This window comes from Planosporangium thailandense (assembly GCF_011947195.1).
Lineage (GTDB): Bacteria > Actinomycetota > Actinomycetes > Mycobacteriales > Micromonosporaceae > Planosporangium > Planosporangium thailandense.
Genome location: NZ_JAATVY010000004.1, coordinates 1 through 26818, shown reverse-complemented (window position 1 = coordinate 26818; position 26818 = coordinate 1). Strand labels below are relative to the sequence as shown.

Annotated in this window: 28 protein-coding genes and 2 pseudogenes; 19 read left to right on the top strand and 11 right to left on the bottom strand. The window is 68.2% G+C overall.

Translation table 11 applies throughout. From position 1 onward, the window contains the following. Positions 1-9: 9 nt before the first annotated feature. Entirely contained in the window at positions 10-168 is a 159-nt protein-coding gene (locus HC031_RS07770; protein WP_167924538.1) for a hypothetical protein, read from the bottom strand. Positions 169-444: 276 nt separating this feature from the next. Between HC031_RS07770 and HC031_RS07765 the strand changes: the two genes are divergently transcribed. The 4 genes and pseudogenes from HC031_RS07765 to HC031_RS34710 all read left to right on the top strand — a co-directional run. Then, positions 445-4293 (top strand): SpoIIE family protein phosphatase, encoded by a 3849-nt coding sequence (locus tag HC031_RS07765; RefSeq protein ID WP_167924537.1) that lies wholly within the window; start codon positions 445-447, stop codon positions 4291-4293. 258 nt (positions 4294-4551) lie between these two features. Next, positions 4552-5301 (top strand): SemiSWEET transporter, encoded by a 750-nt coding sequence (locus HC031_RS07760; protein ID WP_167924536.1) that lies wholly within the window; start codon positions 4552-4554, stop codon positions 5299-5301. Between the two features lie 56 nt (positions 5302-5357). Beyond that, on the top strand, positions 5358-6743 hold the full coding sequence (locus HC031_RS07755; RefSeq protein WP_167924535.1) for a histidine-type phosphatase: 1386 nt from the start codon (positions 5358-5360) through the stop codon (positions 6741-6743). Between the two features lie 53 nt (positions 6744-6796). After that, a pseudogene (locus tag HC031_RS34710) lies at positions 6797-7546 on the top strand (alpha/beta hydrolase-fold protein); the annotation flags it as partial. A 285-nt stretch (positions 7547-7831) separates the two neighbouring features. Here the strand turns inward: HC031_RS34710 and HC031_RS34705 are convergent. The 3 genes from HC031_RS34705 to HC031_RS33825 form a co-directional block, all read right to left on the bottom strand. Continuing rightward, positions 7832-8176 (bottom strand): GNAT family N-acetyltransferase, encoded by a 345-nt coding sequence (locus tag HC031_RS34705; protein ID WP_420813623.1) that lies wholly within the window; start codon positions 8174-8176, stop codon positions 7832-7834. 334 nt (positions 8177-8510) lie between these two features. Then, positions 8511-9113, bottom strand: coding sequence for a hypothetical protein (locus HC031_RS07745; RefSeq protein WP_167924534.1), 603 nt, complete (start codon positions 9111-9113; stop codon positions 8511-8513). 537 nt (positions 9114-9650) lie between these two features. Beyond that, on the bottom strand, positions 9651-9785 hold the full coding sequence (locus HC031_RS33825; protein WP_277349651.1) for a hypothetical protein: 135 nt from the start codon (positions 9783-9785) through the stop codon (positions 9651-9653). A gap of 426 nt (positions 9786-10211) precedes the next feature. On the opposite strand from HC031_RS33825, the gene HC031_RS07740 reads away from it, so the two are divergent. The 9 genes from HC031_RS07740 to HC031_RS07700 all read left to right on the top strand — a co-directional run bounded on the left by HC031_RS07740 (position 10212) and on the right by HC031_RS07700 (position 16926). Beyond that, a complete protein-coding gene (locus HC031_RS07740; protein WP_167924533.1) occupies positions 10212-10769 on the top strand; it encodes a SigE family RNA polymerase sigma factor in 558 nt (185 codons plus the stop codon). Continuing rightward, a complete protein-coding gene (locus HC031_RS07735) occupies positions 10762-11580 on the top strand; it encodes a DUF4232 domain-containing protein (RefSeq protein WP_167924532.1) in 819 nt (272 codons plus the stop codon). The genes HC031_RS07740 and HC031_RS07735 overlap by 8 nt, the downstream gene beginning before the upstream one ends. Positions 11581-11686: 106 nt before the next feature. Continuing rightward, positions 11687-12637 (top strand): restriction endonuclease, encoded by a 951-nt coding sequence (locus HC031_RS07730; RefSeq protein WP_205862439.1) that lies wholly within the window; start codon positions 11687-11689, stop codon positions 12635-12637. 285 nt (positions 12638-12922) lie between these two features. Further along, the gene (locus tag HC031_RS07725; RefSeq protein ID WP_167924531.1) at positions 12923-13354 is read left to right on the top strand and encodes an uL11 family ribosomal protein; all 432 of its coding nucleotides are present in this window, start codon (positions 12923-12925) and stop codon (positions 13352-13354) included. Positions 13355-13941: 587 nt separating this feature from the next. Continuing rightward, complete coding sequence (locus HC031_RS07720) at positions 13942-14259, top strand: SAV_915 family protein (RefSeq protein WP_167924530.1); 318 nt, start codon at positions 13942-13944, stop codon at positions 14257-14259. Next, a complete protein-coding gene (locus HC031_RS07715; RefSeq protein WP_167924529.1) occupies positions 14256-14555 on the top strand; it encodes a DUF6317 family protein in 300 nt (99 codons plus the stop codon). Before HC031_RS07720 ends, HC031_RS07715 begins: the two co-directional genes overlap by 4 nt. A 23-nt stretch (positions 14556-14578) precedes the next feature. Next, positions 14579-15835: a WXG100 family type VII secretion target gene (locus HC031_RS07710; RefSeq protein WP_167924528.1), complete on the top strand. Its 1257-nt coding sequence runs from the start codon at positions 14579-14581 to the stop codon at positions 15833-15835. Then, a complete protein-coding gene (locus HC031_RS07705) occupies positions 15835-16353 on the top strand; it encodes a hypothetical protein (protein WP_167924527.1) in 519 nt (172 codons plus the stop codon). The genes HC031_RS07710 and HC031_RS07705 overlap by 1 nt, the downstream gene beginning before the upstream one ends. Before the next feature lie 252 nt (positions 16354-16605). Then, complete coding sequence (locus HC031_RS07700; RefSeq protein WP_167924526.1) at positions 16606-16926, top strand: GYD domain-containing protein; 321 nt, start codon at positions 16606-16608, stop codon at positions 16924-16926. Positions 16927-17198: 272 nt separating this feature from the next. On the opposite strand, the gene HC031_RS07695 is transcribed toward HC031_RS07700, so the two are convergent. After that, a complete protein-coding gene (locus HC031_RS07695; RefSeq protein WP_167924525.1) occupies positions 17199-17699 on the bottom strand; it encodes a hypothetical protein in 501 nt (166 codons plus the stop codon). A gap of 239 nt (positions 17700-17938) precedes the next feature. Here HC031_RS07695 and HC031_RS07690 point away from each other — a divergent pair, with 239 nt between their 5' ends. Beyond that, positions 17939-18178, top strand: a complete 240-nt coding sequence (locus tag HC031_RS07690; protein WP_167924524.1) for a hypothetical protein — start codon at positions 17939-17941, stop codon at positions 18176-18178. Positions 18179-18560: 382 nt separating this feature from the next. Here HC031_RS07690 and HC031_RS07685 read toward each other — a convergent pair whose 3' ends face one another. Continuing rightward, positions 18561-18914, bottom strand: coding sequence for a VOC family protein (locus tag HC031_RS07685; RefSeq protein ID WP_167924523.1), 354 nt, complete (start codon positions 18912-18914; stop codon positions 18561-18563). 106 nt (positions 18915-19020) lie between these two features. On the opposite strand from HC031_RS07685, the gene HC031_RS07680 reads away from it, so the two are divergent. Further along, complete coding sequence (locus HC031_RS07680) at positions 19021-19200, top strand: hypothetical protein (RefSeq protein WP_205862438.1); 180 nt, start codon at positions 19021-19023, stop codon at positions 19198-19200. 25 nt (positions 19201-19225) lie between these two features. On the opposite strand, the gene HC031_RS07675 is transcribed toward HC031_RS07680, so the two are convergent. The 4 genes from HC031_RS07675 to HC031_RS07660 all read right to left on the bottom strand — a co-directional run bounded on the left by HC031_RS07675 (position 19226) and on the right by HC031_RS07660 (position 21776). Beyond that, complete coding sequence (locus tag HC031_RS07675; RefSeq protein WP_167924522.1) at positions 19226-19606, bottom strand: VOC family protein; 381 nt, start codon at positions 19604-19606, stop codon at positions 19226-19228. Between the two features lie 171 nt (positions 19607-19777). After that, on the bottom strand, positions 19778-20197 hold the full coding sequence (locus tag HC031_RS07670; protein WP_205862437.1) for a hypothetical protein: 420 nt from the start codon (positions 20195-20197) through the stop codon (positions 19778-19780). A 685-nt stretch (positions 20198-20882) separates the two neighbouring features. After that, positions 20883-21251, bottom strand: coding sequence for a hypothetical protein (locus HC031_RS07665; protein WP_167924521.1), 369 nt, complete (start codon positions 21249-21251; stop codon positions 20883-20885). Between the two features lie 177 nt (positions 21252-21428). After that, positions 21429-21776 (bottom strand): hypothetical protein, encoded by a 348-nt coding sequence (locus HC031_RS07660; RefSeq protein WP_167924520.1) that lies wholly within the window; start codon positions 21774-21776, stop codon positions 21429-21431. A 660-nt stretch (positions 21777-22436) separates the two neighbouring features. On the opposite strand from HC031_RS07660, the gene HC031_RS07655 reads away from it, so the two are divergent. From HC031_RS07655 to HC031_RS07640, 4 genes are all read left to right on the top strand, one after another. Next, positions 22437-22775 (top strand): hypothetical protein, encoded by a 339-nt coding sequence (locus HC031_RS07655; RefSeq protein ID WP_167924519.1) that lies wholly within the window; start codon positions 22437-22439, stop codon positions 22773-22775. 744 nt (positions 22776-23519) lie between these two features. Next, positions 23520-24380 (top strand): PhzF family phenazine biosynthesis protein, encoded by an 861-nt coding sequence (locus tag HC031_RS07650; protein ID WP_167924518.1) that lies wholly within the window; start codon positions 23520-23522, stop codon positions 24378-24380. A gap of 667 nt (positions 24381-25047) precedes the next feature. Continuing rightward, entirely contained in the window at positions 25048-25368 is a 321-nt protein-coding gene (locus HC031_RS07645) for a GYD domain-containing protein (protein ID WP_167924844.1), read from the top strand. A 407-nt stretch (positions 25369-25775) separates the two neighbouring features. After that, entirely contained in the window at positions 25776-26450 is a 675-nt protein-coding gene (locus HC031_RS07640; protein WP_205862436.1) for a class I SAM-dependent methyltransferase, read from the top strand. A gap of 179 nt (positions 26451-26629) precedes the next feature. Here the strand turns inward: HC031_RS07640 and HC031_RS32445 are convergent. After that, positions 26630-26818 (bottom strand): annotated as a pseudogene (locus tag HC031_RS32445) (hypothetical protein); the annotation flags it as partial.

Below are 26818 nucleotides of genomic sequence, written 5' to 3'. Positions count from 1 at the left end.
CGCCGGGGTTCAGCGGTGGCGCGCCTCGGCGGCGCGCCGACCGCGACGCTTCGGCGCGGGTTCCACCCCGCCCCGGCTCACCGACCACAACGCCGCGCCGATTCCCCCGCCCAGGATCATCAGGATCACCAGGAGCAGAGCAAGCTGCCAAGGCTTCAGAGTGAGCATGGCCGAATGGTATCCGTCTATCTTTTCTGTGGCGGTCTGGCAGCCCCCGGCGATGTCGCATCCTCGGCGATAATGCCCATTTGCGAACTTCACGATCACTGCCGACCCTCAGTTCCCCTCGCCGCCGGTGAGCCTCGATCACGACGGGTCGTCATCGTCTGCTGATCGATGACGGCCGGATACGCTTTGTACTCTTGTTGCGCGACTCTTGTCGCGCGACTCTCGTCCGGCGACCAGTTGGTGCAAGAGCAGGACGGACTGACAGGGGGCGGCCGGATGGCAGGCGGGGACGGCGACGACGCGCCCGCGAGCGCGGTCCACGACGCACAGGTCCGTGCGATGTTCCTCGCCGGCGGCGAGGTCGGCCGGCACCTGATGACGGTCGACTGGGCGGCCACGCCGCTCGGGCCACCCGCGTCGTGGCCGCAGAGCCTGCGCACCGTGGTGCGGATGCTGCTGACCTCGCGCTTCGCCATGTGGATGGCCTGGGGCCCGGAGCTGACCTTCTTCTGCAACGACGCCTACCGCCGGGACACGCTGGGCAAGAAGTACCCGTGGGCGCTGGGCCGGCCGACCCCCGAGGTGTGGGCCGAGATCTGGCCTGAGATCGCTCCCCGCGTGGAGACGGTGCTGCGCACCGGCACGGCCACCTGGGACGAGGCGCTCATGCTGTTCCTCGAGCGCAGCGGCTACGTGGAGGAGACCTACCACACCTTCTCCTACAGCCCGCTCACCGACGACGCCGGCGAGGTCGCGGGGATGCTGTGCGTGGTCAGCGAGGACACCCTGCGGGTCATCAGCGAGCGCCGGATGACCACACTGCGTGACCTGGGGTCGGAGCTGGCGACCGTACGCACCGAGCCGGAGGTGTTCGCCGCGGCCGAGCGGCATCTCGGCGCCGCCGACCACTCCCTCCCCTTCACCCTGCTGTACCTGTTCGACGACGGCGCCACGACAGCCCGGCTGGTGTGCTCCACCGGGATGCCGGACGGGCATCCGGCCGCGCCGGTCACCATCGACCCGGCCGCACCCGACGAGGTCTGGCCGGCCTCGGTGCTCGCCGACGGGAAAGCCATCACCGTCACCGACCTCGACGAACGGTTCCCGAAGCTGCCCACGGGCGCCTGGCAGGCGCCGCCGACGCAGGCCCGACTCGTGCCGCTCACCCAGCAGGGCAGGGCCGAACCGTACGGCTTCCTGGTCGTCGGCCTCAACCGGTACCGGGTGTTCGACGAGGCCTACCAGGGCTACCTCGACCTGATCGCCGGTCAGCTCGCCGCCGGCATCGCCAGCGCCCGCGCCTACGCGGCCGAGCGACGGCGCGCGGAGGCCCTCGCGGAGCTCGACCGGACGAAGACGGCCTTCTTCACCAACATCAGCCATGAGTTCCGCACCCCGCTCACGCTGCTGCTCGGGCCCGCCGAGGACGCGCTCGCCGACCTCGCCAACCCGCTGCTCGCCCCACACCAGTCCCGATTCGAGATCATCCACCGGAACGCGAAGCGGCTGCTCGGACTGGTCAACACGCTGCTCGACTTCTCCCGGCTGGAGTCCGGGACGGCCACCGCCCACTACGAGCCGCTCGATCTCGCCGGGTACACCGTCGAGCTGGCCGAGACGTTCCGGCCCGCCGTCGAGCGGGCCGGTCTCACCCTGACCGTCGACTGTCCACCGCTGGGCGAGCCGGTCCACGCCGACCGCGAGATGTGGGCGAAGATCGTCCTCAACCTGCTGTCCAACGCGCTGAAGTTCACCTTCAGCGGCGGCATCACCGTCCGGCTCCGGCCGCTGGACGGCATGGTCGAGCTCGCCGTGACCGACACCGGCGTGGGGATCGAGCCCGCCGACCAGGCGAAGATCTTCGAACGCTTCCATCGCGTCACCGGGGTCCGGTCGCGTACGCATGAAGGGTCGGGAATCGGGCTCGCACTGGTCGCCGAGCTGGCCCGGCTGCACGGCGGGACCGCCGCGGTGCACAGCACGCTGGGCGAAGGCAGCACCTTCACCGTACGCGTCCGGCCCGACGGCGGTCGGCGCTCCTCCGACCCGGTCGTCTCCGCCGGGCTCGCCGACGCGGTGGCCACGGAGCTGCAGTCCGAGCCGTACGTGCGCGAGGCGATGCGGTGGCTGGACCCGGTGGAGCCGGCGATCCCGAACGCCGCCGGGGCGCCGTCGTCGCATGCGGACGGTGACCGGCCGCGGGTGCTCGTCGTCGACGACAACGCCGACATGCGCACCTACATCACCACGCTGCTCGCCGTGTACTACACCGTGGAGACCGCGCCGGACGGCGAGGCCGCCCTGGAAAAGGCCCGCGCCAACCCGCCGGACCTCGTGCTCACCGACGTGACGATGCCCAATCTCGACGGGTTCGGGCTGCTCGCGGCGCTGCGCGCCGACCCGGCCACCACGTTCATCCCCGTGGTGATGCTGTCGGCCCGGGCGGGCGACGAGGCGACGGTCGAAGGGCTCGAGGCCGGCGCCGACGACTACCTCGTCAAGCCGTTCTCCGCACGCGAGCTGCTCGCCCGGGTCCGGGCCAACCTCGAGCTCGACCGGGCCCGGCGGGCCCGTACCGAGCTGGAGCACAGCCGGAAACTGCTCGACCAGGCGCAGCGCCTGGCCGCGGTCGGCAGCTGGGAGCTGGACCTCGCGACCGGCGCGATCGTGGGCTCCGACGAGTACGTCCGCCAGCTGGGCCTCAGCCCCGAGGACCTGCGTACCGGCGGGTTCGACGAAGCCGTCCGGCGCGTGCACCCCGACGACGCGGCCCCGCTGCGGGCCGCGCTCGAAGCGGCGGCGCGGGGCGAGCCGCTCGACATCGAGATCCGGCTGGTCAACCCGGACGGGACGGTGCGCCTGCACCGCGCGATCGGCGAGCTCGAACGCCACGCCGACGGCAGCCCGGCGCGGCTGCGCGGCAGTATCCAGGACATCACCGAGCAGCGCCGGGCCGAGCAGGCCATGGCCGCGGCGGCCGCCGCGCAGGAGGCCGCCAGCCGCGAGCACCGCATCGCCGACGAACTGCAGCGCAGTCTGCTCCCGGCGGACAGCTTCGACCCCGACCAGCTGCACGTGGCCTCCTACTACCAGGCCGGTGTGGAGGGTACCCAGGTCGGCGGCGACTGGTACGACGTCATCGAGCTGGGCGCCGACCGCACCGCGCTGGTGATGGGCGACGTGATGGGCCGCGGGGTGCGCGCCGCCGCCGTCATGGGGCAGTTGCGGGCCGCCGTCCGCGCGTACGCCCGGCTCGACCTCCCGCCCGCCGACGTCCTGGAGTTCCTCGACGGCGTCGTCCGCGACCTGGGCAACGACCAGATCGTCACCTGCGTGTACGCCGTGTACGACCCGGGCGACGCCCGCCTCACCTACGCCAACGCCGGCCACCTGCCGCCGGTCCTCGTCAGCCCCGACGGGTCGGTGCGCCGGCTGACCGGGGCGGCCGGCCCGCCGCTGGGCACCGGCCCGGTCACCCTCTCCGAGGAGCAGGTGGTCCTGCCGCAGGGCGCGATCCTCGCGCTCTACACCGACGGGCTGGTGGAACGGCGCGGCAGCGACCTCGACGCCGGGATCGACAAGCTCACCGCACAGCTCACCAGGATCACCGCACCGCTGGCCGAGGTGCCGCACGCCCTCGTCGACGCGCTGCTACCGGACGGCCCGAACGACGACATCGCGGTGCTCCTCGCCCAGGCGACGGCGCAGCCGCAGCAGACGACCTCGGCGGTGCGCCACATCGAGGCGGAAGAGCGCGCGGTGCACGACGCCCGCCGGTTCGCCACCACCACCCTGTCCGGCTGGGGTGTCCCGGAGACCCGGACCAGGGAGATCGTGCTGCTGGTCAGCGAGCTCGTCACCAACGCCGTCCTCTATGGCGCGTCACCCATCGAGCTGCGGATGCGCCGGACCAGCGGGCACGTCGTCCTCGAGGTGCACGACGCCGCCCCGTTCCTGCCCCGCAAGCTGCGGCCCGCTCCCGACGACGAGCACGGGCGCGGCCTCCACCTCGTCGCGCATCTGGCGGACCGGTGGGGCACCCGGCCCACGCCGCACGGCAAGGCGGTCTGGTGTGTGTTCTCCACACCACACCCCGACGGGGAGTCGTCGTCGCGGGCCGGCTGAAGCGTCCACTGTCGGGTTCGGACGCGGGTCGGCGTCGGCGGCGCTGACCTGCGCAAGATCCGCCGTTCGTTGACGGCCGTCGCCCCGAACGGCGCGAGCGGGTCGATGCCGGGAGGGCCGGACGGCCGTAACGGGTGTCACGGGTCACTATCCGTTACCAGCCGCGGTGGCGTGCCGATACCACCTATGGCCTCTGCCCGCCGGGCCTCCCCCGGCCGCGTGCCGGCCGTCCCGTTGTACCCGACTCGGAATTGGATCATGACCACCGCTGTTTTCGGCTGGCTCGCCGCCGCCGCGTCCATGTCCCTGCTCTGGCCCCAGGTGTGGGTGTCCTGCGCCCGTAGACGGACCGAAGGTCTGTCGCCAACGGCCACCTGGCTCGCGGCGGCCCTGCCGGTCGGCTGGCTGGCCTACGGCGCGCTGATCGGCGACGGGGTGCAGGTGGTCGCGAACACGGTCACCGGTACCGCGGCGATCGCGATCCTGGTCGCACTGCTGGCCACCCAGCCGATCGTCCGCAGCCGCAAGGCGCTCGCCGCGTTCGGGTGGCCGGCGGTGGCGCTGATCGTGGTCACCGGCGGCGTGGCGGTGGCAGCGGCGGCCGTTCCGGGCCTCCACCCGCAAGCCGCGGCGGGGGCGCTGGGGAGCATCCTCGCCGTCGTCGCCGTGCTGTCGGCGGTTCCGCAACCGTTGTCGCTGCTGCGCGACCGGGGGTGCGACGTGTCGGGACTCTCGCCGGCGCGGTGGTGGCTCGGGCTGTGCTCCGGAACACTGTGGACGGTGTACGGGCTGTCCACCGGCCAGCCTGCTGTCTGGGCGTCGTCCGGCTTCGGCCTGATCTGCACCTCGACGGTGTGCGCGTTCATCATCCGAGGACGACGGACCGCCCCGGCGACGGCGGCGCCCATCGCGTACGCCGTGCCGGCGACCGCCGGTCGGCCCCCGGTTCCCGCGCTGCACGTGGTGACCGCGGACTACCGTCGGCCGGCGCTCCGGGTGGCTGCCTGACAACCACCTTTTGAACCCTCACCGGCGCGCGCTCCGTACTCTCCCGGGGAGGACGGATGGTCACAAAGCGACGGTACCGAGTGGGCCTGGCGGCTGTCGTCTGCGCCGCCGTGGTGGCGCTGGTCGGTGTTCGCTTCGCGGCGTCCGCCACGCACCACGCCAAGGCGGCGTCGACGTCGAGCGTGGATGGTCTACAGAGGAACTTCACCACGAATACGCCGTACGCGCCGGGCCAGGATCCCGGCGCGTACGAGCCGTCCCCGGCCGGGTTCGCCCCGGTCTTCACGGAGATGGTCGCCAGGCACGGCGCCCGCGCGCTCGACGACGCTGACGACATCGCACTCCTCCAGCAGGTCATCGCGGACGCGAAAGCCGAGGGCAAGCTGAAGCCGCTGGGTGGTCAGCTGTCGGCCGAACTGCAGACCCTGGCCAGCGCGCACGAAAAGCTGGGGTTCGGCGCGCTCAGCGGGCTCGGCCGGCGCGAGCACGCGGATCTCGCCAAGCGGCTGCTGCGCCGGCTGCCGAACCTGTTTGACGCCGCCGCCACCGGCCGGCACATCCGGGTGCTCAACTCGGGGATTCCCCGCGCCGCGGACAGCGGTGCCGCGTTCGCCGACGCGCTGAAGAGCGCGGAACCGGACCTCGCACCGCTCGTCGACCCGCCCGTCGTCGACACGAAGACCCTGTACTTCCACAAGGAGAAGACGAACGCGGACTACGCGAACTGGCTCAAGAGCGATCCGACCCTGAAAGCCAAGCTCGACGAGATCACGTACAGCAAGGAGTCCGCGCGCGACGCGATGACGTGTCTGGACCGGCTCTTCGCGCACGACTTCGTGGACCGGCTGGCGTCCGGCACGTACCGCGTCGGCAACGCTGTCGACGCCGCCATGGCATTGTTCAACGTGTACGCGATCGCGCCCGGCCTCAGCGCCGAAGGCACCTGGCACTTCGACCGGTACCTCGACCGCGGGGCCGCCGAGCACTTCGCATACGTCGACGACGCGACGACCTTCTACCGGAAGGGTCCGAGCTTCGCGGGCAACACAATCACCTACGCGATGGCCGAGCCCCTCGAGGACGACTTCTTCCAGGCGGTGGAGGCGTACCGGAACGGGACCAGTACGGACGTCGCCCGACTGCGCTTCGCCCACGCGGAGACGGTGATCCCGCTCGCCGCCCTGATGCGGCTACCCGGCAGCGAGGTGCAGGTTCCCACCAGCGACACGTTCAGCTACCGGCACAACCCGTGGCGCGGGGCGGACGTGGCGCCCTACGCGGCGAACATGCAGTGGGACGCGTACCGGAACGCAGCCGGCCGGATGCTGATCAGGATGCTCTACAACGAGAAGGAGACGCATTTCAAGGCCGACTGCAAGCCGTACGCACCGGGCAGCTACTACTACGACCTCGACGAGCTGAAGCGGTGCTACCAGCGCTGACCGGTCGTAATTCGGCTTGCTCGCCGATCTCGCGCCATGAGAGTTTGCCGGACATGGAAAGCAGCCTCACGCGTGACGTCACCGGCGACCCGCTCGTCGGGGACGGCGTCGCCTATGCCGTGCTCACACCGAGTGGATGGACGCCCGACGAGCGGCTGCCGTTGGTCCTGATCCTGCACGGCGCGAACTCGTCGAGCGAGGTGCTCGCCGCGCTCCACCCGGTCATCGACGCCCTGTGGAACGACGGGTCGCTGCCCCGGTCGGTCATCGCCAGCGCGTCGACGCCCACAGCCGGGGGCTTCTACCTCGACCATCCCGGTGGCGGCTCCTGGGAGACCTTCATGGCGGCTGCCTTTCCCCAACTGATCGAGCGGCGCTACGGCATCGACCCGGACCGTATCTCGCTGATGGGCTCCTCGATGGGCGGCTACGGTGCGCTGAAAATCGCCTTCGCCGAACCGACGCGCTGGCAGGCGGTCGCCGCGATCGCCCCCGCGCTCCTGCCCGCGAACACGCCGCAGGAGCTACGACCGCGCAACACGCTCGGGGTGCTCGCCCAACTCGGCACGGAGATGGCCGGCGACGGCACCGACCCCCGGCGGTTCGCGGACAACAGTGTCCTGCACCGGCTGCGGGCCAACGCCGACACGATCCGCGCGAGCGCGCTACCCATCTTCCTGCGCTGCGGCGACCGGGACGTGTTCAAGCTGCACGACGGCACCGAGCAGCTCCACCGGACACTGTGGAGCCTCGACATCGGCCACGAGTACCATCTGGTCTTCAACGCCGACCACATCGGGCCCGAAGGCATGGCCGCGCAGCGCGCCGCGCTCACGTTCATCGGTGCCGCGCAGCGGGCACAGGCGGGCGAAGACAGGACGGACGCCGACCGGAAACTCGAAGCCGCGTGGCGCGAATGGGCAGCCGGCGGACGCCACGGAACCCCGCCTGCGCTCGACGCGTACGGCGTCACCGGCCCCACCGCCCTGCGCGTACTGATGGAGCCGGAGCTGGCCGAGGCGGCGCGCCGCGATCCGACAGCGGAGCGCCGATTCGGCCGTAGCGACCCGGCACGTTCCACGCATCCGCTACGGCGTGACGGCTTTCCGGAAGAACACGCGCCGGAAGCCGTCCTGCTCTGCCCGATGGGTCTCGACGTACCCGCGTCGGGCGTAGTAGGCGAGGTTCTCGGTCATCGCCTCATTGGTGTAGAGCCGCACCTCGCTCACACCCTGCCGGCGTGCGTGGTCCTCGGCCAGGGCCAACAGTCGGGTACCGATACCCCGCCCCTGCGTGCCCGGCGAGACGGCGACGTTCTCCAGGAGCAGGTGATCCGGCTGCGGGACGAGCACGGCGAAGCCGACGGGCTCGCCGTTCTCCACCGCCACCCAGACCCGGCCCTCGCGTACGGCCTGCGCGTAGTCGGCGGTCATCGGTGCCGGGGGCCGGCCGATGCGGGGCACGTAAACCTCGTACGCGGCGACCGCCACCGCCCGAACTCCGGTGACGTCGTCGGCTACTGCTGGGCGCACGCTGAACACCGACCCAGGATAGGAACCTGCCTCAAGGCGTCAAGACACGTCGTTGCCGTCGACGAACCCGAGCCGGGGCGCGTCAACCGACGCCGGCCCGGGACGGTCCGCGATCGACCGGCAGGTCGTACCGGAGGTCCATGCGGCGCCTTGTCCGTGTCCGACCTGGTTGAGGTCACCGTAGCCGTCAGCCGGAGCGCCACCATGACGGACCCGCCTCCGGCAGGGATGTGGTCTAACCTCGCTCCAACCATGAGCGCAACAGCACGATTGCCTCGTCCTGGTCGGCGGCCCGGAAGGTGAAGCCGCTGTAGTTGACCGTCGCCATAGGCAACGGTATCGGCGGCAGGAGCCGGCGCGAATAGCTCCAAACAGCGTTGCTGTACAAGCTGAAACGAGCTGCGGGGAATCGTCGGGGATGGGCGAACCGCACGGCTACGGTGGCCCGCTCACGAAATGGACTGAGGCGACAGGAGAGCAGCTTCTCTCCCCAATCGCCGTCGAACCGCCGAACATAGCGAATATCCGCACGGCTGATGGGTTCGTCGCGTCGAAACAGCGCTGGGTCATGGAGAACGAGACAGTCCCCGTCGAGCCAGATACGGGGCTGCGTGATCATCGCCCGGAGATGAGTCGGCACCCACAGGGCCGCGAACACCGCAATAGCCACAAGGACGGCCACCATGGCAACACTGGCCGCATCCACCCGGAACGCGGGGTCGATCACGATCAGGACCGGCACCGCGACGATCGCTCCGGTCGCGGCCACATTGACCGCGAGTAGGCCCCGTCGCCAGGGCGACCGTGCCACGCGAATGTACTGCCGGGTTGCTTGCATGATCAGATGGTCGCAGACCGAAGGTTGCGCACTCCGGCACCGACCATCGTTTTGCATGAGGACGGCGTCGTCGGCACCGCTGAGGGGTCATCGTGCAAGCCCGCCACGGTCAGCGTGTCCACGGCGGCGTCAACATACCTGTCGACCTACCGCGTTGCTGAGCACCTGATCGGCTCGACGAGGCGTTGGTGTCGAGGTCGGAAATCCGAAGCGGACCTCCGCCCCTGCCCCTCACACCCGGCCCGAGGAGTCGTCCCGTCGCCTGTGCCGCGCAACGCCGGGCCAGCGCCCGACTGGCGGCCCTTCAGCAGGCGCCAGGATGACTCCGGCCCCCACAGGTCAAGGGGCACCCGCTTACCCGCGTCGCGCCAGTCGCCGCCATGCCCAACGAATGCTGCGCCCGGTCGACGAGCACGTCGAGCACCACCTGCGCCACGAACCCGACCAGGAAATCCAGCATCGCCGCAGCCTAGATGTCGATCAGTGCCCGCAACCGCACAACGCCGAATCAGCTACTGGCCGCCCCTGAGCCGCAACCTACGGGCGCCTGCGCCTGCGCGCCTCGTGCTGCTCCAACCGTCGCTGCCGGTACCGCCGTGCCGCCGGTAGCCGCGCCAGCAGCAGTGCGACGAGAAACGCTGCCGTGAACACGATCCCGCCCCAGCCATGCATACCCGACAACGTATGACTATTCATCAATCACTACTATCGCCGGCCACATCCCGAATAGTGCAGCTAGCCAAGCTCCGATGCGCGGCAGCCGTCCGCCAACTGAGCTGCGAAATCCGAGCGTGGACCGCGGCAAGACAGTGCGTCATGGCCACGGCACCCTGGCAATCGATCGCTGGTGTGACTGGCCTGACCTGCCCGTCTACAACCGAAGAGTCGGGATCACCGGGGACCTGGACGGCGGGCGGCCGTACGTTTAGGACATCTCGGCTCGTCAAGGCACCCCGCTGGCGCGTCGCGTGCTCTGGCCGGCGCCCCTCCGTTGGCGGCGCACCCGCTGCGGCGAAACCGGCTGTAACACTCTCCTACGCCGGCGCGTGTAGTCCACAAGCGGCCGGCGTGCGGCCGTAGTCGGGGAAGGCAGGCTCAGTGATCGCTCACCGCGACCCACCCGCAAACGCGTCACCACCTCGCCGGGACGCCTCCGCCAGCACGACGACGGCTGGCGACATCGAGGAGTTCTACGCCGCCAACGTCAACACGCTGACGCTGCAGCTCTACGCGTATACCGGCGACCTTGCCGCCGCCCAGGACGTCGTCCAGGAAGCGTTCTGCAGGGCCCTGCCCCGATGGGACCGAATCAGCAGGTACGACGACCCGGCCGCGTGGGTGCGCCGGGTGGCCTGGAACCTAGCCACCAGTCGGTGGCGGCGGCTGCGCTCGGGCGTGGACTTCGTCCGCCGCTACCGCGAGGCGCCGGTACCGGGGCCGGGCCCCGATCGGGTCGCGCTGACCGCCGCGCTGGCCAAGCTGCCCGAGACCCAACGCCGGGCGCTGGTCCTGCACTACCTCGCTGACCTGACCACCAGGGACATCGCCCAACAGGAGGGCGTCGCCGAAAGCACCGTGCGGGTCTGGCTGCACCGCGGCCGCACTGCTCTCGCCGCACTGTTGGCCGAGACTGGAATGGAGTACCGGCATGGGTGAACTCGAGTACGACTCGATCAGCGCCGCGTTCGCTGACTTCCGTCACCGCGAGGCCGCATCGGTACGGCCAGCGGGCATGGCCGCGGTACGCGCCACGGTTCGTCATCGCCGCCGCGTCCGCGTGCTCGCCGCCTCGGCACTCACCGCTCTCGCGATCGCCGTCCCGGCAGCCGGGTACGCCTACGTCTCCGGCGGCCGCCACACGCCGACGCCGGTTGGCGTCACCCCGAACCCGACCGCCAGCGCAAGCGTCCAGCCCACAGCGGGTCCGCCGTCCCCGGCACCCGATCCGTCCACACCGTCGTCGGCGTCGCCGGGGGGCACGGCGACCACCAGCACACCACCTCAGGTCACTGCGTGCCGGGCAGATCAGCTAACCGGTGCAGTCACCAAGCAAGGTTCGATGGCCTCCCAGCCGTTCGTCATCATCGCGCTGACCAACACCGCGGGATCACCCTGCCAGCTGACCGACTACCCGAAAGTCACCGCCACCGGACACCCACAATCGGCGCCCACGGCCACGGGCACCCTACCGACCACGGTCACCGATGGCTCGATCTACGAACGCACCGACCCCGGGCCACAGCGCATCGAACTGCCACCACACGGAGCGGCGTCCTTCGCCCTCGGCACCACGACCGCGTACGAAGGAGGCGCGCACCTCTACATGATCACCCAGGTGCGGGTCGTCGTGCCGGGCAACCAAACCGGCATCCCGGTGACGGTCGACATCCCCGCCTCCACACCGACCGGCCAGCCGATCCCGATCACCGTCACCGCGTTCGTCGCCGGCACCGCGGGACCTCCGTAGCGGCTCACAGCACGGCCGGGCGGCTCCGAAACCGTTCCCTCGCCCGTCCATCGTGTGAGCCGTCGCGCCAGTAATCGGCGACGATCTCGCCTGCGATACTTCGAGCGTGAGTAGCACCGCGAACGGATCGCCCCTGGGGGCAAGGCCGGAACCGCGCCTGATCCGGTCCTGGCAGGATGCCGAGCACAACGCCGCCGCGTGGATGCGGTACTGGGGATATCGGGATGCCGCGGCCAAGCCGGGTGGCGCGGACGGCGGTGTCGACATCCGCGCGGCCCGTGCGCTTGGTCAGGTGAAGTATCAGGCCTCCCACGTGGGACGGCCGGAACTGCAGAAACTCTTCGGTGCGCGCGGCCACGCATCCGAGAAGCAGCTGATCTTTTTTACCGGCAGCGATTACGCCTCCACGGCAGTCGCCTACGCCGACGAGCACGGCATCGCCCTGTTCCGATACGAGCTCGACGGGTCGATGGTGGCCGTAAACGCACCCGCTCGGCTCATCAGCGCTGAGACCCCTGGCACTCACGCCACCGCGGTCTCAGGCCGGCAAAGGATAGGCGCGCCCCAGCCGCGCACGATTGGTTCGCCGAAGACGGGCGAGCCCGGGCTTTGGGGACGCCACTGGCGGTTGTTGGCTGGGCTGGGTTTTCTGTACCTTCCGATCTCCCACCTCAGCCAAGGTGCCATCGGAAGCCGGTTCGAGTTCGCGTTCAGCTTCACTGTCTTCTGGGCGATCGGTGCGCTGCTGGTCCGATGGTGGTGGGTAAGACGGCGTACCGGCGCATCTCTGTCGCTTGCGATCCGACTCTTTGGCCCAAGCCGGTTCGGCCCGGCGCTGGCCGCCATCTTCGGCGTCGCACCGTTCGTGTCGATCGGAGACGACCTGGTGTACCGGGGACCGTGGTGGCTTGACCTAGCAAAGTTTGCCGGGATCTTGATCGGATATTGGATTCCTGGTGTGGCCTTGCTGGCATGGGGGCGGTCGTGGCGCGAGGACGACGCCAAAGACCGGGCCCTGTTGTTGAGGAGCAAACCGGAATGGAACGGGCGTAAGTAGACTGACAGGCCTGAAGGCGTCGACTTGACGAAGCGGCTTGCGGATCGCGCCAGCTGAGGGTGTGCGGCTGTTGCGGTGGCGTTGCCGCCAGCGGACTCCTTGCCCCCAGGCAACCATCACCATCAGCTGGCCTGCGGCTTCACATCCGCTGGTTGGATGTGAAGCCGCATCCTCACCGGCTTCGCGCCGTTCCCCGGTCGGACGCCGCTGTGTGGCTGATTCGTCGAGGTTCTCCGCGCCGCACAGGTTGACCTTCTCGTTACGGCAGTCCCTAGCGTCGCCGGCATGGCAATCCAGAAGAAGATCTCACGCACAGTCACTCTGGAGCTTGAGGCCGGCAACGCGGCCATGGTCGACATCGGCAAGATGCTCGGCCCTACCGGCATAAACACCCGGCAGCTGAAGCTCGACTACGACGCGGCCACCGCCACCCAGCGCGGGGATGTCGTGCCCGTCGTGGTGACCGTCTTCGAAGATCGTTCATTCGCGCTGCGGTACAAGACGCCGCCGACGGCGTACCTCATCCGTAAGATGCTGGGGCTGTCCGGCGGGTCGGCACAACCCGGCTCGCAAACGGTGGCGAAGATGTCCCGCCGGCAGTTACGCGAAATCGCCGAGCGCAAGCTGCCCGACCTCAATACCGACGATGTGGAGGCGGCCATGAGACAGGTCGCCGGCACGGCAAGGTCGATGGGTGTGCTCATTGCCGAGGAGTGACGGCCTCTGGCGTGGGGTGATGCCGCCGTACCGGATGCTTGATCCCGGCCTGTGCAACGCTGAGGCACTACTGTCAACCGCCCTCGCCGACGTCTGCTCGGTACTGCCAGACGAGCCAGCCGCCGCTCACCGGCTCAACCGAGCGCTGATGTTGACGGGTGCCACACCGCAGCTCGTCGGCCGTCATGGACGATGGCACATCGTCGTCATCAGCCGTGACCCGCTCGCCGAGGCGGTCACCGCGTTGGCCATCCTGGTCGTTTCCGGCGGTTGGCACCGCCTCAAGCGGTGTACCCGCTGCGGGCGCCCTTTCATCGATCGCACTAACGGCGTGACCCGGCTCGGTTGCGCAGAGCACCTGGCTCGGATGCAGCGGTAACGCGGTGCGGCTTGCCGGCCCGGCCGTCCTCAACCTCGAATCGGCGCTTCACGGCATTACACGCGTCGTGGTTCGACCCAACCGGTCTTGGCTACAGGTTTGGATACGCCTCGGCCCGCCGCCGGCCAGTCTATTTCAGTCCGCAGGGACAGTCCGGCATGGACGGTTGTTGGTAGCCTCCCCGCAGGTAGGAACGGGGAGGCATGCTATGGATCTGCCAGCGGACGGTGATCTGGTGTACGTGCCGGCGCGGCCGTTACGCGACGGCTCTGAGCGCGAGCCCGCGATCGAGCTGCGCCGACTCCGTGACAGTGACGAGCGGGTCGGGTTGGCGTTCACCAGCCCACAGGCGCTGGTCGACACGCTCGGTGAGTACCAGCCGTGGATCAGCATGCCGATGTACTCCTACGTCACGTGGCTGCGCGTGCAGGGCGTCTACCGGGTACAGGTCGATCCCCGCTACGCCGACGACGTATCGCAGTGGTCGGCCGACCGGCTCGCCGACGCGGCGCAGGTGATGTCATGAGCGCCGGGTACCAGGTGGTGCTGGGCGACCTGGCCGCGATGGCGGAAGCGTTCGCCACCGAGTCAACCGACTTCGCCAAGCTGCGCCGGCGAATGTCCCCGGACCCGGTCGACGGCGGCGACGACACGCTCAACGCGGGGATCACCGCGGTACTCGCCCTGCTCGGCGCGGGTAACGCGGCGCTGACCAAGGCGATGGGCGAGCACGCCGACAAGCTCAGGAAGTGCCACGACGGCTACAAGGAGGACGACTCCGACGTGGTGGCGCTCTACAACAAGTTGATCGCCCAGGCGTAACCGACCACCGACGGAGGACATCAGTGCGCATCGGTGGTGACATCGGCGGCCTGCGGGCCGTCGCCGCCTCCCTGACCGGCGTCGTCGGCGAAGTCAGCGACACCGGCGAGTACCTGAGCAAGCGGGTCGACCAGCTCGTCGGCGACGCCGGGTGGAGCGGCGCGGCCGCCGAGGAGTTCAAGGGTGCCTGGGAGCAGGACGCCGCCGCGCTGGTGGAGATAGCCAGCTGCACCCGCATCGCCGGCCGCTGCCTCGCCGAGCTGGCCGACGCCCTGGACACCGCACAGCGCCAACTCGACCACGCGGTCGCAGCGGCCAAGGCCGCCGGCATGCCGTTCACAGCCGACGACCAGCCGATCAACGGCCCCTACGTCGGACCGGCCGCCGACGCCGCCACGCAGTTCTCGGTCGCGGCCCAAGCGGCGTTCGAGGCCGCGAAACAGGCGCGCGAAACCGCCATCGAGGAGCTGCACGACATCGCCGCAGCGATTCACGGAGACGGGACCTCGTTCCTCAAGGCCGCCGACGCCGCCGCCCTCGCCGCTGCGCTGAAGGGCTACTACGCCCTGCCCAACGAGCTGTCCGAGATCGCCCAGGGCGAGCTCGACGAGTTCAACCGCAGGTACAAGGCCACCCAGTACGAGCGCAAGCACTCCACCGCCGGCAGCAAGGCCAAGGCCGAGCTGACCGAACAACTCAAGCAGATGCGCGCCGAGCGCAAGCTGCTGCAGACCGACGCCGAGGTCGCCGAGAAGTTCGCCGACCGGTTCAAGGCCGGTCGGCTACTGGGCAGCTCGGTCGGCGACATCGCCGACAGCATGGGTGTGCTCTCCGACGGCAGCAAGCTCTCCCGCGTGCTCGACGGGCTACCTGCCGTCGACATCGTCGTCGGCGCCTTCGCGACCTGGGCGCAGGCCAAGGAGGACCACGAAAAAGGCTGGTCCTGGACGCACGCGATCATCGCCGACGGCGGCTCCAACGCCGCGGCGATCGGCGCCGGCCTGGCCACCGACTGCATTCCTGGGGCCGGGCCGTTCCTGGCTCCGGCAGTCAGCTACGGCGTGGGCGCCTGGACCTACGAGGCCGCCCATGAGGGGCACTGGACCGAGCACATCCACGAGGACGGCGTCGCCGTCGGTACCGCCGAGGGGCTGTGGGACACCACCAAGGCGACCTGGGAAAACGACGGATACGGCATGTTCAAGAAAGTCGAAAGCGACGTGCAGCACCCAGTGGACGCGGCCAAGAGTCTCTGGCACGGCGTGAAGAACCTGTTCTGATGGAGCGAACCGTGAGCAAGCAACCACGCCGGGGAACAGCCGAGGATGATCCTCAACTGCTGCGCCTGCGTGCTCAGGCACAGATGAACGGCGGCGTCGTACCAGTACCGTTCCTGGGCACGACGTGGCAGCAGCGAGGCCCGGCCTACTGGCGTCGCCGAATTGGCGCGGTCGTTCTGTTTGTGTTCCTCACCATCTTCGTTGGCGCCTTCGCCGTCGCGTTCACGCTCGGCATCCTGGAGGGCACCGGGCACGGCCCGCTCGGTGTCGTCCTGGCCGTACTCTACGACCTGACCGCGGTGCTCGGGTTCGGCTACGGCCTACGGGCAGTCGCCAAGGCTCCCGTCATCGGTCGAGCTTGGATGCCCCGGGTCGTCGTTCCGATCGGCTGCCTCGCGTTCGTCCTCATGCCCTTCGATACCGGGCTCTGCCTCGCCATGCTGCTGTCCATGTTCGGCCGCGACTTCATGGGCGAGGCACGCGCCCGCCAGATAACCGCGAGCATCCGGCGCGCATAGCCGGGTCCAGCGACCTCTTCCGTGTCGATTACCGGCAGGCAGATCGCTGCGCTTCGGTGGTGTACAGCCACTGCCCGGCCCCGTCGTAGTGCCGCGGTTACGGATGACAGTGGATTTGTCGCTGCCACGGTGAGCCACTACCACTCGTTCCCGCCGTCGACATCACCTCATTGAGGGGATCCTGCCGCACGTCGAGACATGGTGTCGGGCACGTCTCCCGCAACTACGCTTGATTGGAAGGAGGTGATCTCCATGCCAAGATTCCTCATCCAGGGTACGTTCACGCTCGACGGACTCCGCGGGCTGCTCAAGGACGGGGGCAGCGGGCGCGTCGAGGCGCTCCGGCGGATGGCCGAAAGCGTCGGCGGGCGTCTTGAGTCATACGACTTCGCGTTCGGCGAGCCCGACACGTACGTGATCTGCGAACTGCCCGACAACAAAGCCGCCGCCGCCGTCGCTCTCGCGATCGGCGCATCCGGCGGAGTCACCACCAAGACCGTGGCCTTGCTGACCCCGGCAGAGGTCGACCAGGCCGTCCAGCAGCGCGTCGACTACCGCGCACCCGGTGCTTGATCCTGCGATGGTCAGTCGCTGACCCGGCCGACGCTCTGGACCTCCGGCCCGCCTCGCACGCGCCGGCCGGCCGCACCCGTCCCCCGATGGTCAATCTCCACGCCTCTCGGCCGGCGTGCCGTCGGCGTGCCAGTAATCGTGTCCGCCCCTGGTCATGAACGCTCACGAGCGGTCAGTTCGACCGAGCCAGCGAGCAGGCGTTCCGGCATCTCGGGGCAATGATCTCCGGTCTTCCCTAACTGACGGTACGCGCGCTTGGCTGACATACCGGCTCAGACGGAGTCGCTCGCATCCATGATTCGCTTCAATGCCGCCTGGACGCGAACTGCTGTCGGCGCGGCCAGGACTGCGACTTCACCGTCGTGGGGCAACTGCACCGCAATTGCCACGTCCAGGCCGATGAACGCAGCTCGGCGAGCCTTGCCCTGCTTGTCGCTGAGGCTGGCGTGTTGAGGCACTTGGTCGCGGTAGGTCTGCCAGAACTCAAGGCCCGCCACCCTCGTGCCTTCCAGCCTCGGAGCGAGCTGCGCGAACTCGCTGGGCGACAGCAGCAGATCGAGGCTCATGCGGCGCACCGTGAGCTGCTGCAGCTCGTCACCTGGGATTCCGAAGAACGGCAGACGCAACTTGGTCCAGCCGGAGCCCGCGGCGAGATAGCCCTCGACCACCACAGGGCCGGCAGCGGGATCGGGTGCCTGCGCGAGCATTGCCGCCGAGGCGGGCCATATTGACACCGCGTACAGTCCGTCGGCCGTCTCGCTGACGTCGCCCACCTGTATCGAAGTCACACCGGATGCTAACTTGCCTGCTTGCACGCCGTATGGCAGTCAGCAGAACGTCAGCGGCAGCGCTGACAGCCGTTCGCAACCAATAACGCCGAACAGCTCCTGACATGCAGAGATGACGGCAGAACGATCTCGGTCGGCAATGGCTGACGGCATTCTTCCGCCTCACCCGACCGGGATCATCTCTTCTGCGGTCCGCCCACCGCACGGTACGTAGACTGCCGGACGTGGATCAAGACGAGCTCGTAGTCAGGCTCAGCCGCGACGAGGCGCTGGTTCTGTTCGAATGGTTGTCCCGCACCGACGAGGCGACCAACGACTTCGGCGACCTGGTCGTGGACCAGGCCGAGCAGCGAGCGCTGTGGAACCTCACTTGCCTTCTCGAACGGGCGCTCGTCGAGCCGCTCTCCCCCGAGCACCAGGAGCTGGTCAACCAAGCGCGATCGCGGCTCCGAGACGGGAACTGATCCGCTCACCGCGTCGTCCGTGCGCTCCGCGTGCGACATCCTCCGGCGAACCACGGTCAACCGGGGCGTCGGAGGTCAACGACAGATGATGGCAAAGATCGCGGAATACAAACGATGACCTGGGGAGATACCCAGGCCATCAGGTGTGGGCGCGGCTGGGTTCGAACCAGCGACCCCCGCTTGCAAGTTCCGGACAACTGTCCCTGCGGCCCCACTCTCCGTTCATGGGCTCGCTACAACGGCCCGTGCCGCCCATGTGGATCCGTGATCGTCCACTGCCGTCGCTACAGCCGCCGCTACACGCTGGCGGGTCGACGGCACCGGCTGGTCACGCTAGCCAACCGTGGCCGCCCCGCCCCTGACCGCACGCCGCGGCGCTATCTCAGTCGCGGTGGCGCACGACGTTGATCACGGTGCCGTCCGGCGCGCGGACGAAGAACCGACGCACACCCCATGGCTCCGTGGTCAGCGGGTGCACGATCTCGTAGCCGAGTTCCTGCGCCTCTGCATAGGCACCGTCCACGTCCTCCGTGAGCACGGAGATGACCGGATCCTCGGGAGCCGCAGCATCGCGCGTCACGAGCTGGACATTCGCACCGGTATCCGGGGAGGTGTAGCGCGCCACCCAGCCCATGTTGAACTCCTCCGTGCTCAGGCCGAGGTAGTGGGTGTAGAAGCTCTTCGCCGCCTCGACGTCCGCCACCCGAAGGTCGGCGATGATGCGTGTGACGCGCATACGGTCCTCCCGCCTGAACGAGTATGCGTGATGATCGCACGCGGGCTGAGGCTCCGAGTTCCCCGATGAAGACTCGCTTGCCCGCAATGGTGTCTGGTACTGCGACATGACCACCAGCCCAGTTGGCCTGCCGGTGACCTTCGACGCACGCCTAGTCGAGATCCGGGAACGTTACGGCCAAGACCACAACGTCTCTCGGGCGATCACCGCCGCTTCGAACGAGATCCGAGCCGCGATCGATCGCGTACTGAATCGGGCGCACGCGTTCGGCAGGACCTTCGACTAGGGCCGCACCGGGGGACACAGAGCCGTCAGAGCGGGTTGAGGCGGGCCTTGAGCAGGCAGAACTCATTGCCCTCGGGGTCGGCAAGAACGTGCCAGGGCTCCTCGCCGGTCTGACCGATGTCGGCCGGGCGCGCCCCGAGCTTCAGGAGGCGTTCGAGCTCGGCGTCCTGATCGCGGTCGGTGGCGTTGACGTCGATGTGCAGCCGGGGCTTCCCCTGCTCCGGCTTGTCCCTGCGGCTGAGGATGATCGTCGGCTGCGGGCCACCGAACCCTTCGCGCGGCCCGATCTCGAGACTGCCGTCCGCTTCGCGATCGAGCACTACGAAGTCCAGGACCTCGCACCAGAACCGCGCCAGCACCTCGGGGTCGCGGCAACCGAGCACGAGCTCACTGATACGACATGCCATTGACGAAACCTACTCTCATGATCTCGTGGGCGTACATCTCGGCCAGGTTGTTCTCACCGAGCAGGCGGTAGCAGTCCGTAGCGTAGAAGCCGAACTTCGAGGATCGACCATGAAGTGACCATCCAAATCGTCCGGGTGGGGCAGGCCCTCAAGGAGCTTTCGTTCCCCGGTTTAGCGCGACTTCGACTTCTCGACGGTCGCACATCCGGGCGCGGCCCTGTCCCACTCCGCCAGGTACTCGGCCGGTAGCGGGCTAACTGGAACGTGGCTCAACGCCCATCGAGTGAGCTGCACCAAGCGTTCCTCAGGCAGATTTGGCAGTTGCTCGAAGTCGTCGGGCAGCACATCGAGCAGGAAGTTCTCGATCCCGTCGCCGCTGCGCCTGATCACGATCTGGCACCGGTAACACCGCTGTGGATGGCTTTCTTGAAGGATCGCCCAGAGCGCTCCGTTCGAGGATTCTGCAACATACTCAGTCAACCAATCGGCACGCCGACCAACGCCCAGATGCAGCGCACGCGCCTTCTCGCTCAGCGCAACAAGATCAGACTTGGCAACAAGCTTGATCACCTTCGGCACGTCGGGCCCCATGGTCGCACATTAGCCGTGCCTCGACGGGCCGCCCACCCATAACGCCGGCAGGCCACCGAACCGGGGCCAGAGTCGACCAGTCACACATCGCTATCAATTTCTTCAATCCGCCCCGTCGTCGTCGCCCGCTCGGCGACCATCTCCGCCTACTGTGGCCAGCTACGACCGTCACGGCCAGGGCACGGCGCGCCTCTCGCCTTCCGCTGCGGCGCGCCGGCCCGGGCCGCGCGGAACACGACCGAGCACCACTACACCCAGTTCCCTTGTGGCTCGAACGGGCGCTCGTCGAGCCGCTCTCCCCCGAGCACCAGGAGCTGGTCAACCAAGCGCGATCGCGGCTCCGAGACGGGAACTGACCCGCTCACCGCGTCGTCCGTGCGCTCCGCGTGCGACATCCTCCGGCGAACCACGGTCAACCGGGGCGTCGGAGGTCAACGACAGACGATGGCAAAGATCGCGGAAAACAAACGATGACCCGGGGAGATACCCAGGCCATCAGGTATGGGCGCGGCTGGGTTCGAACCAGCGACCCCCGCTTGTAAGTTCCGGGCACCTGTCCTCGTCGGCACTGCGCATGTCCGTGGGTTCGCGCCGATCGCTTAGCCGGTCCACCGCTTTCTGTGGCGGTCCGCCGTCGTTGCTACAGGCGCTGCTACAGGTGCGGGCCCTGATGCCTAGGCAACGATCACGGCTTGCTGGCGTGCGCTGCGTCATCTCCCGTACCCATAACCTCGCTGCATGTAACGGCGATCTCGCCCGAGCGAACCAGCTCCTGGACAGCGTCAAGCATCGCTTGCACCCCCGGCCTCGGAACGATCACCAGGTCGGAACACCAGAAGTACCGACCACCTCCACCCTCCCCCGTATCGGCCCACCGTTGAAGAACGCGAGCGATCTCGTTCGTGGTCATGAACGTGGCGTACCGGTGCGTGCTGTCGCGGAGATAGATGTGCGCGTCGGTGTTCTCCACAGTTTCCGGGTCATTGTCTTTCCCCGGCATGAACTGGACCGTCGCGCCATCCAACTCATGCGTCCACCTGGAGTCGTTACTCACGAGGCGATGATGGCACGACGACCGTAGTCAGGCGCTGCGATGACCGCGGCCAACGACCCCTGGACCCGAGGCAACGATCACGGTCGCTAGGCCTGCGGCTCCCTGCAGCTCGACCTGCGACAAAGGTCCACCAAGGTCCGTGGCCGTCCGCCGATGTCCGTCCCCGTCGTCACCCAGTTAGTCACCCACCGCTCGACGTCGCCTGAGGGCGTCTACTTCAGAATGCGGCTGGGGATCCTGGTAAAACCAGGCAGTTGCGTGAGGAAGCTCTTCAGCGACCCGCGCCGCCAGTAGGCGGCCCTCGTTGGCGAAGGCTTCCCACTCGGCCTCGGTGACAGGCCTGCTGTCGTTAGGGTCGGCGACGTTGACCATGGATTCGTGCCATTGCTGCCACGCCGCCAACCGTCCGATGAGGCTGGCGCCCAGCCCGAGCGTGGCAGGATCACGCGGGTAGAAGACCCCGTCGTCTTCGTCGCGAATCCACAAGGGCCAGCAGCTGTAATCGCCCATCAACTTGATCAGCACGGTGTCAGGCTACGCGGACCCACGACAGCCCTTCTGGATACTTTCAGCGTCCCCGCGCCCGACGGACTCGTACGCCCGATGCCGGCCCCGAGGTGCGGCGAACCGCCCGATCAGGACTGCGCCGACCGAGGTTGACCACCTCGGTTACAGCCAGCGTTGCTGTCACCCCGAGCAACTGATCGCTTCGGCAGGTGTGAACCGAGCGACCCCGGCCACCACCTCGAAGATCCTGGCTGCAGACCCTGATCTCCTGCCACCCATCACACAAGTCGGTGTGAGCTACGGGCAATCTGGTCCCATGAGGTCCCGTCGGAGGCCAGACGGGCTGTTGCGGTTCCTCATGGTCTCGTGCGGTGCCGTCGGTTGCTGTACTTCGCTGCTGTACGGGCTGCGCTTCAGACGACTCCTCGGTGTGGGCGTCATGTGTCGGCAGCGGTTTCTGGACCTGCGTGGTCGTAATCGTCGTCGACGCCTAACGGACTTCGCTGATGTCCACCGTCGTCCAGCGACTTGGCTGCCCGGTTGGCCGCGGCGGACCTTCGCTCTGGCTACAGCCGGGCGAAGGTGCTATTAAGATCATCGTTCTGGTGACATGCGTTGCCGGGACGCCGTCGGGGCGCCACCAGCTCGGCGGGAATTATCTGCGGCATCGGAGGAGCCGTGGCGACAGCCGACCACGATTTGTCGGAACGGATTCGCGGGCACCGTTGCTATCCGTCCCTCGTGCGAGGTGAGCGGCTGTCGCTCGCCGGGTTTGCCGTCGGATTATTGGCAGTCGCGATCGGCGGCGTCCGCATGATGACGACCAACCAGAACCCGACTTTCCTCAACCACGCCAGCTTGGTACCAGCATGGATCCTCATGTTCGCTGGCTGGAAGATTGGGAGATCAGCAGTCAAGTCTCTGAAAGTAGATATCCCGGACGCAACTACCGCTATTCTCACCCGACTTGCCAGGCATGACTCCATCCGCCGGCTGCGCCAGTTGGACCCGAAGTAGAGGCGACGCATGCCGGGCACCTTACGACACGAGCAGGCGCCGTCCTGCTCGCCGCACTGCTCCCCGTCCCCCGGATAGGTGCCAAGATCCTCGACGCCCGGCCGGGGTCCAGGGTGGCCGCAGGCCATCGGCGCAGCCGACGCGACGCGTCCTGGAGGCCGGGCAGGTGGCGTGGACGATCAGGCACCGTGGGACGCCCACGCCGACCACCCGCCCACTGCGGACCATGACCCGCGCTACGGCGCGGCGTGGCTGCCCGCCGCGCGCCCAGCTCGCCGTCGGGCCGGCCCGCCCCGATCAGGTGCCCTCGGCGCTGTCGTACGTCGGCGGCCCGCTTGCTGTCTGCTGTCTGCGACGTGCCGCTGGGCGTTGGCGTGATCTCCCGGCCAGCCGTCGGCCGGGCGATCACGACGCCCAAGCGGCGGAGCTTGCGCGGCCCGGCAGGGCAGCCTTGACGACCACCTCGACTGAGCTGCCATTGCTACAGGCGCTGCTACAGATGATCTCCGTTGCGGTCTTCCCCGGAGTGAAAGACCTGCTGAACCGTGGTGGGCGCGGCTGAGTTCGAACCAGCGACCCCCGCTTGTAAGGCTCTTCTGACGTGATCCGCAGCGTCCGCCGAGATCCCTCACGTCCAAGCTGACGGCTCCATCAGTCCAGGCTGGTCCGCGATCAACCGCCACGGTTGATGTCAGCCGTAGATGTCAGCTAAATCCGCTCTCTTGTTGCTAGCCTCCCGTATTCATGAGTCTCCACGTTACGATCGTCCACGCCTGCCAGCGCGCTGGGCGAGGCGGGAGTCCAACTGCAGTGGTCGATGAGACGGCTTTGAGCGATGCCGAGCGTCGTGCAGTGCCGGTCGCGGCCGGCACATCGCATGTCGTGTTTATCTCGACCGAGGAACACGGGCCCGACCGTCCGACCGTGTCGCTGCGTTTCTTCACCGCCACCGGAGAGTTGCCCGCCTGCGGACACGGCACTGTGGCCGCGCTAGCGGTGCTCGCCGCACGTGCCCGGATGCGGGAGTACAAGGCTGTTCTGCGGTCTGGTGGCCGGACCTTCCTCGGCGAGGCCACCGCCCGTGATGGCGGATACAACGCTGTTTTCGATCCCGGGCCCGTCGAACTACGCGCCCCCACCACGGCAGAGCGCGAACCCGTCCTATCCGCATTGAACATTGATGCTGGGGAGGCGTCGGCACGGTGCCACATCGCTTCAGTGGGACGGCCCCGGATGCTGGTGCAAGTCTCTGATCGTGGGATCCTGGCGGATCTGACGCCCAACATGCTCCGCTTACGGGAGGCTTGCGACCGGTCGGGATTGCTGGGCTGCTACGTCTACAGCACACCGTCACCAGATGGACGCGCAGCGGCCCGTATGTTCGCCCCCTCGATCGGTGTCCCCGAAGACATTGCCAACGCCAACAGCACCGCCTGCCTGGCCGCACATCTCGCCGACCGCGGTTTCTCGACGCTGGACGTCGACATGGGCGACTCGCTCGGCGAACCTGCCACCATCGCTGCCAACACCCGTTCCGGCCTTGCAGGCTCAGTGGTCCTGGTCGGCGGTACCGCGACGATCACCAGGGGACTCTTCCTCATCTGATCCGCTGTTAGCTGCGCACGCCGGTAGATGTGGTACCGCTCAAGCGCCCCGTCGAGGAGTCATCCCGTCGCCTGTGCTGCGCAATGCCGGGCCGTCCCCCGCACATCGCCATGCGATCGCCGGCCACAGCCACATTAATGTCACCATGACGATCTACGCGCTCGGCCATGGAGGAGCAGACGAAGGCGCTGCGGTCCCTCGGCGAGGCGTTCGGCGGGGCCGGCTGATGTCAGAACTGGATGTCAGGCCCCTGGCCGGGGCCACGATCCGGAGAGTACTACCTGGTGGGCGCGGCTGGGTTCGAACCAGCGACCCCCGCTTGTAAGTTCCGGGCAACTGTCGCTGTGGCCGCGCTTTCCGTCCGTGGAGTCGGAACAACGCCCCGTGCCGACCGCGCGGATCCGTGATCGTCCACTGCCGTTGCTACAGCCGGTGCTACACGCCGGCCGGCCGTTCTCGCGCTTCGTGGCGACCCGGAGTCGGCCCGCTGCCCGCAGGTCGGGTCGACGGTCCCGCCCCTCAGCGCTCGACTCTTCACGCCTCTCGGCCGGCGCCATAAGACCCCTTCCCCGTCGTCGGAATCTCAAATGGTGCGGGTCTGTCACAGCTTGGACGTTTCGGCCGGAATGCCTCCGGCGGCTACGCTCGGCTGGAGGGGGTGATCGCGATGCCAAGATTCCTCATCCAGTCGACCTACACGCTCGACGGACTCCGCGGACTGCGCAAGGACGGGGGCAGCGGGCGAGTCGAGGCGGTCCGGAAGGCGGCCGAGAGTGTCGGCGGGCGACTTGAGTCGTTCGACTTCGGATTCGGCGAGCCCGACGTGTATCTGATTTGCGAACTGCCCGACAACAAAGCCGCCGCCGCCGTCGCTTTCGCAGTAGGCGCAGCCGGTGGAGCCACCACCAAGACGGTGGTGCTGCTGACCCCGGCAGAAGTCGACCAAGCGGTGAAGCAGACCGTCGACTACCGCGCGCCCGGCGCCTGATCCGACTGGCCGTCGCTGGACCCGCGCCTCGACCGCTACCCGACAACGACTGAGCCCACCGCGCCTGGCCTCTGGCGGTGCCGTGGTGACCTGGCCACCGCCGGCACGGACAGGCGCGGCCTTCAGTACTCGAAGATCAATTTGTGCGACGCGAAGTCCGTACACCTCGCCCCCGGCACCCCGCCAGTGACCCCTTCCGTGCCAAATATCGGCAGTAAGGCCAACTACGGTCGTACACGAGGTGAGCCGCCGTCTTCGGTCCGACTCCAGCCACCTTCGGCCGGCACGGTTGCTGTACTTCTCAGCTGTACCGCCGCCAGGACTCGATCTCGAAGTCGGCCTCCCCATCGGCACGGGCCGCGTCACCGATTCTCGCGGTCCTTGCGCACCTCTGACACGATTCGGCTATGTGCGCCATGGAGGCCGCGAGGCGTCAACCGGGCGACGGCGCAGCTGACGTTCCCGCCATCGATGACCAAGTCGGCCAGCGTTCGCGCTGGAACCACAACATCCACTATCACCCGGTGATCCTTCAGGCTGTCCCGGATGGGTGCCAACAAGCACTCGATGTCGGCTGCGGCGAAGGCACCCTGACCCGTCAGCTGCGCGAACTCGTCCCGCACGTAACCGGTATCGACCTCGACCGGACCAGCATCGACCACGCCCGCAAGCAGGATCCGAACGGCCGGATCACCTACCTCCTCGGCGATGTCCTCACCCATGACTTTGAGCCCAACGCCTTCGACCTCGTCACCGCGGTAGCCACGCTGCACCACATGGACGCCACCACCGCATTGAACCGGATGGCGATGCTGCTTCGCCCCGGCGGCACGCTCGCCATCATCGGACTGGCACGCGGGCAACTACCAGCGAGCCTGCCCCTCGACCTGGCGGCCACCATCGCGTCCCGTGCCTACCGCCTCGGCAAGACCCACTGGCAACATCCGTCGCCCATGGTCTGGCCGCCGCCAGTGACCTTCGGCCAGATGCGACGGGTCGCCCGCCGCCAACTCCCCGGTGTCCGCTACCGCCGGCATCTGTTGTGGCGCTACTCCCTGGTCTGGAGGAAGCATGGCCCGTAGACCTTCACCATGCTCGGAACTCACCCTCGGCCGGTCGGGGCGACACGCAACCGACGACTCCTTGACCCCCAAGCAACGATCAACGCTCGTTGAACTGCGCTTCCTTACCCGCTGAGCTGCTCGAACGGTCCGTTGACGTCCGTGGGTGTCCACCGGCGTCCTTCCCCGTTGTCACCCAGCTAGTCACTCAGCCCCGCCGCATCATCGGTCGGGCCGACAACCTCACTGCACACGACATCGATCTCACCCGACCGGACCAACTCTTCGACAGCGTCGAGCATTGCTTGCACGCCAGGCGCGGGCACGATCACCAGGTCGGAACACCAGAAGTACCGGCCGCCTTCGCACTCCCCTGTACCGGCCGACCG

Bases quoted from the DNA above. Each gene is read 5' to 3' on its own strand.
- HC031_RS07770 (WP_167924538.1), bottom strand. From the start codon at position 168: ATGCTCACTCTGAAGCCTTGGCAGCTTGCTCTGCTCCTGGTGATCCTG.
- HC031_RS07765 (WP_167924537.1), top strand. From the start codon at position 445: ATGGCAGGCGGGGACGGCGACGACGCGCCCGCGAGCGCGGTCCACGAC.
- HC031_RS07760 (WP_167924536.1), top strand. From the start codon at position 4,552: ATGACCACCGCTGTTTTCGGCTGGCTCGCCGCCGCCGCGTCCATGTCC.
- HC031_RS07755 (WP_167924535.1), top strand. From the start codon at position 5,358: ATGGTCACAAAGCGACGGTACCGAGTGGGCCTGGCGGCTGTCGTCTGC.
- HC031_RS34705 (WP_420813623.1), bottom strand. From the start codon at position 8,176: ATGACCGCCGACTACGCGCAGGCCGTACGCGAGGGCCGGGTCTGGGTG.
- HC031_RS07745 (WP_167924534.1), bottom strand. From the start codon at position 9,113: ATGCAAGCAACCCGGCAGTACATTCGCGTGGCACGGTCGCCCTGGCGA.
- HC031_RS33825 (WP_277349651.1), bottom strand. From the start codon at position 9,785: ATGCATGGCTGGGGCGGGATCGTGTTCACGGCAGCGTTTCTCGTCGCA.
- HC031_RS07735 (WP_167924532.1), top strand. From the start codon at position 10,762: ATGGGTGAACTCGAGTACGACTCGATCAGCGCCGCGTTCGCTGACTTC.
- HC031_RS07725 (WP_167924531.1), top strand. From the start codon at position 12,923: ATGGCAATCCAGAAGAAGATCTCACGCACAGTCACTCTGGAGCTTGAG.
- HC031_RS07720 (WP_167924530.1), top strand. From the start codon at position 13,942: ATGGATCTGCCAGCGGACGGTGATCTGGTGTACGTGCCGGCGCGGCCG.
- HC031_RS07715 (WP_167924529.1), top strand. From the start codon at position 14,256: ATGAGCGCCGGGTACCAGGTGGTGCTGGGCGACCTGGCCGCGATGGCG.
- HC031_RS07705 (WP_167924527.1), top strand. From the start codon at position 15,835: ATGGAGCGAACCGTGAGCAAGCAACCACGCCGGGGAACAGCCGAGGAT.
- HC031_RS07700 (WP_167924526.1), top strand. From the start codon at position 16,606: ATGCCAAGATTCCTCATCCAGGGTACGTTCACGCTCGACGGACTCCGC.
- HC031_RS07685 (WP_167924523.1), bottom strand. From the start codon at position 18,914: ATGCGCGTCACACGCATCATCGCCGACCTTCGGGTGGCGGACGTCGAG.
- HC031_RS07680 (WP_205862438.1), top strand. From the start codon at position 19,021: ATGACCACCAGCCCAGTTGGCCTGCCGGTGACCTTCGACGCACGCCTA.
- HC031_RS07675 (WP_167924522.1), bottom strand. From the start codon at position 19,606: ATGGCATGTCGTATCAGTGAGCTCGTGCTCGGTTGCCGCGACCCCGAG.
- HC031_RS07670 (WP_205862437.1), bottom strand. From the start codon at position 20,197: ATGGGGCCCGACGTGCCGAAGGTGATCAAGCTTGTTGCCAAGTCTGAT.
- HC031_RS07650 (WP_167924518.1), top strand. From the start codon at position 23,520: ATGAGTCTCCACGTTACGATCGTCCACGCCTGCCAGCGCGCTGGGCGA.
- HC031_RS07645 (WP_167924844.1), top strand. From the start codon at position 25,048: ATGCCAAGATTCCTCATCCAGTCGACCTACACGCTCGACGGACTCCGC.
- HC031_RS07640 (WP_205862436.1), top strand. From the start codon at position 25,776: ATGTGCGCCATGGAGGCCGCGAGGCGTCAACCGGGCGACGGCGCAGCT.